We start from the raw sequence: 4,047 nt of genomic DNA on the forward strand, positions 1-4,047 counted from the left end.
AATTGAAGAATCAGTGCAAACCAGGTGGTTAGCGCCCCCATAAAAGCATACCAAGAATAAAAGTTAGCATCTTTCTTCATTCGACAAAATTTATATTTAGTAAATTTAATTCTTTTCCTTTTTACTAAACGATTTTATCTGTCTTAGGAAAACTAATAAATAATTACTCTGCATTTTTTTCCGAACTTTGTCATGAATCGACCTTTCAGATAATTTAAAAGATACTTATGGATAACAATAAATTCAACATAGCGGTTTTAATAGATGGCGATAATGCACAACCGAAATTGATAAAAGAAATTCTAGAAGAAGTATCTAAATACGGGAAAGCTACTATCCGTAGAATATATGGCGACTGGACCAGTCAGCAAATGAACAGTTGGAAAGAAACCATCAATCAACACTCCATCAACCCTATCCAAAAATTTGCTTACACCACCGGAAAAAACTCCACCGACAGCTCCTTAATCATAGATGCGATGGACATATTACATGGTAGAAATATCGAAGGATTTTGTATCGTCTCGAGTGACAGCGATTATACAGGATTAGCAAAAAGAATTCGCGAGGAAGGCCTTTTTGTAATGGGCATTGGCGAAAAGAAAACTCCTAGTGCCTTTGTGCAATCTTGTGAGATATTTACTTATTGCGAAAACTTGAATGCAACCATTGAAACACAGCCGCAAACAGGAAAGGATAATAAAAATAAAGCTCCAAAAAATAAACCCAACACTTCCGTTATCGATAAAGCATTTAATATTTCTATCAATGAAGAAGAAGAAATTTATATTTCTACCGTCGGCACCAATCTCAGAAAGATAGATCCGAGCTTTGACCCACGTAGTTTTGGCTTCAAAAACCTCACACAAATGTTTGAAGGCTTGCCAAAATATAAAGTAATTAAAAATATGGTAAATGGACTTAATCACCCCATGGTAAAATTGAAATAATGAAATTGACCAAAGCTATTTCGTCCAATCAAATATAAAATAAGTTCGGTTCGAGCTCCATTATAGTAACCATAAGTAAACCTAAGCGGAATATCACATTCAGCAAAGAAATTTTAGCTTCAAAAATCTCTCTTAAAACCTTCCTTCAATTTAAACAGACCCGTTAGATCGAACGCTCTACCAGTAGCAAGTATGATATCCGGGCCCGGGAAAGCCGGCGGAACAACAAATAGAATATTTCGTGTTAGTGAAATTATTAACTAAAAAAAGCCGCCTCCACTTTTATGACTAGTTATCAAATGAAAAGTGGAAGCGGCTTGCAATTTTTTTTTGATCTAATTCCCTAGTTCACCCCATCCCCATTGATAATATTTTCAATGGCTGTGTCGTATTTGTTTTTCCAATCAGCGATAGTATCCCAACTTTCTCCATCCACTGTAATTTCGCCAGAAGTTACCATTCCTAATTTCGAGAACCCTATTTTCGCACTAGATAATTCGGCTTCAAAAGCAGTTATTTTGTCAGCCGAAATGGTCACTACTACGCGACTCTGCGCTTCACCAAACCAAAAAGCATCTTTTCTTAAGGCTGATTTATTTTCTACTTCGAACCCTAAGTCTCTATTAAAGCCTTTTTCCAATAGCGTCGTCATTAAACCACCCTCGCTAATGTCGTGCGCACTTTGGACCAACCTATTTTTTATCAGCGAAGCTACCACTTGCTGTAATGCAAATTCTTCCTCCAAATCAAATGTGGGCACATTGGAATATTCTACATTTTTTATTTTATGAATGTATTCCGAAGAACCAATATCATTTTTGCTTTCCCCAATTAAATAAATTACATCATTAGCGTGTTTGTAATCTAGCGTCATTTTGTTATTAATGTCGTCTAAAATGCCCACCATTCCAATCGTTGGTGTAGGATAAACCGGACCTGTCGGATTTTGATTGTAGAAACTTACATTACCTCCCGTAACCGGTGTATTAAACTTTCTACATGCAGCGCCCATTCCTTCCACCGATTTTACAAACTGGTAATATACTTCCGGATTGTAAGGATTACCAAAGTTCAAGCAATTGGTAACACCAATTGGCTCGCCACCACTGCACACAATATTACGGGCAGCTTCCGCTACAGCTATCTGCGCACCTACGAAGGGATCGGCGAAAACATATTTGCTATTACAATCTGTCGTCATCGCTAAAGCTTTCCCTGTTCCTTTTGCAATTACTACAGCCGCATCGCTTGGCGCATTAGTTTGTGTATTGGCCGTACCCACCATACTGTCATACTGAACCGTGACCCAGCGTTTATTCGCTATATTGGGAATTTGAATAACTTTTTCGGCAACAGACTTTAATGCTCCATTATCTTTTATATCTTCTATACCTTCGATTGAAAAAGCGTTCACTTTTTTCAAGTATTCAGGTTCGGTGTATTCGCGAGAATAAACAGGAGCGCCTCCACCTAATACCAACTCTTCAGCCGGAACAGAAGCCTCTAATTCTCCATTTAAATAAAAATTCAAGATCCCGTCATCGGTTACATAACCAATTTCGCTGCAAGGCAAATCCCATTTTTCAAACACATCTAAGATAGCTTGTTCTTTTCCTTTTTCTGCAACCAGTAACATTCTTTCCTGACTTTCACTCAAGAGCAATTCCCAGGCTTTCATATGGGCTTGACGCGTAGGCACCTTCTCTAAATCGATATGCATACCTACACCGCCTTTCGCGCTCATTTCGGCAGTAGAGCAAATTATACCCGCAGCACCCATATCCTGCATGCCTACGACCGCATTTGTTTCTAAAACTTCTAGACACGCTTCCAATAATTTTTTCTCCTGGAAAGGATCTCCTACTTGTACAGCAGGCAATTCTTCTGTACTTTCCTCTGTAATATTTGCCGATGCAAAACTTGCGCCCCCAATGCCATCTTTACCAGTGGCGCTTCCAACGAAAAACACCGGATTACCGTTCCCTTCAGCAATAGCACTCACTGTTTTTCCGGCCTTCACTATTCCAACACTCATCGCATTTACCAAAGGATTGGTATGATAACAGTCTTCAAAATATATTTCGCCAGCAACTGTCGGAACTCCGAAGCAATTGCCATAATGACCAATACCGTGAACAACTCCCGCAAGAAGACGTTGCGTTTTTTTATCGTTTAACTTCCCAAAACGCAAACTGTTTAATGAAGCAATCGGTCTCGCACCCATCGTAAAGATATCGCGTTGAATACCACCTACGCCCGTTGCCGCGCCCTGAAACGGTTCAATAGCACTTGGATGATTATGGCTTTCTATTTTAAACACAACACCAGATTCATTTCCTATATCCATCAAACCCGCATTTTCTTCTCCAGCAGCGACCAACATCCTTCCGCCATCACGAGGCAAGGTTTTCAACCATTTGATAGAATTTTTATAGCTGCAATGCTCACTCCACATTGCACTAAAAATGCATAACTCCGTGAAGTTGGGTGTGCGTCCTAATTTTTCCTTTATTAATTGAAATTCTTCCGCGGTTAAGCGACGTTCCTCTGCGTGTTTTACTGTGATTTCCATTAGAAAGATTGGTAAAAGATGATTGAAATGTCGCGCAAATTTAGGATAAAACTTGCAATGTTATAGTGCCGCTCTCATCTGTTTTTGTTTTTCCGTCTTTTCACTAAGATCAAAAATTATTTATCAATGTCCGTTCGCAGTTTCCAGAAATGCTTTTTTGCACTTAGGACTGCAAAATCCGAGGATTTTGCCTTGAAACAATGTGGTATCCGTCGCGGTCTTTTCATTCATTTTCATCCCACATACCGGATCTATGGAAGATGATAATGTCGGCATTGTCCGAGCCCTTTTAAACGGGATTATTTCCTGCACGTCATTTTCTGCGGGAACTTCAGTAATAGAAGCTACATCTAATAATTTGTAGTAAACTCTATCATTATCCACCCAGGCAACGATGACACTTTGTCCACCCGCTGCCCGTATCACAGGGTAAGAGGCCTGCGTATGGGGTAAAGTCACTTCTTTTTTACACAAACTCCTATCATTTATTTTATCGACCACAATCTTACTGTAGAATGAATCCTT

The 4,047-nt window shown here is 39.2% G+C and carries 3 protein-coding genes; 1 reads left to right on the forward strand and 2 read right to left on the reverse strand.

What is annotated here, in order from left to right; genetic code table 11:
- Positions 1-227: 227 nt before the first annotated feature.
- The gene (locus ACQR30_RS07865) at positions 228-950 is read left to right on the forward strand and encodes an NYN domain-containing protein (protein WP_429733716.1); all 723 of its coding nucleotides are present in this window, start codon (positions 228-230) and stop codon (positions 948-950) included.
- A gap of 343 nt (positions 951-1,293) precedes the next feature.
- On the opposite strand, the gene purL is transcribed toward ACQR30_RS07865, so the two are convergent.
- Both purL and ACQR30_RS07875 read right to left on the reverse strand, forming a co-directional pair.
- Positions 1,294-3,522, reverse strand: coding sequence for a phosphoribosylformylglycinamidine synthase subunit PurL (gene purL / locus ACQR30_RS07870; RefSeq protein ID WP_429733718.1), 2,229 nt, complete (start codon positions 3,520-3,522; stop codon positions 1,294-1,296).
- Between the two features lie 123 nt (positions 3,523-3,645).
- Positions 3,646-4,047: YHS domain-containing protein (locus tag ACQR30_RS07875; RefSeq protein ID WP_429733721.1), on the reverse strand; the 402-nt coding region annotated here is incomplete at its 5' end.

Origin of the sequence: Arachidicoccus sp. (assembly GCF_050436765.1) — a bacterium.
GTDB lineage: Bacteria > Bacteroidota > Bacteroidia > Chitinophagales > Chitinophagaceae > Arachidicoccus.